At 69.5% G+C, this 302-nt stretch carries 1 protein-coding gene; it reads right to left on the bottom strand.

Features of this window, described 5'->3' with window-relative positions; all coding sequences use genetic code 11:
* Positions 1–302, bottom strand: a 302-nt coding sequence (locus PUR56_RS00025; protein WP_329947314.1) for an ATP-binding protein, incomplete at both ends; no start/stop codon positions are given.

The raw sequence follows: 302 nt of genomic DNA, 5'->3' as shown, positions 1-302 counted from the left end.
GGACAGGGCGAACTGGATGTTGATCAGTCCGCGGACGCCCACGCCGCGGGCGATCGCCTCGGTCGAGGTCCGCAGGCGCTTGATGTCGTGGCCGCCGAGGGTGATCGGGGGCAGTGCGGAGGCGGAGTCGCCGGTGTGGATGCCGGCTTCCTCGATGTGTTCCATGACGCCGCCGAGGTAGAGCACGGTGCCGTCGTCGCGGGCGTCGACGTCGATCTCGACGGCGTCGTCGAGGAAGCGGTCGAAGAGGACGGGGTGTTCGGAGACGAGACCGGCGTGGCGTTCCAGGTAGGAGGCGAGGG

The organism is Streptomyces sp. BE303 (genome assembly GCF_036290945.1).
Lineage (GTDB): Bacteria > Actinomycetota > Actinomycetes > Streptomycetales > Streptomycetaceae > Kitasatospora.
The sequence above is the reverse complement of the archived record's forward strand: the minus strand, read 5'-3'. Positions and strand labels throughout refer to the sequence as shown.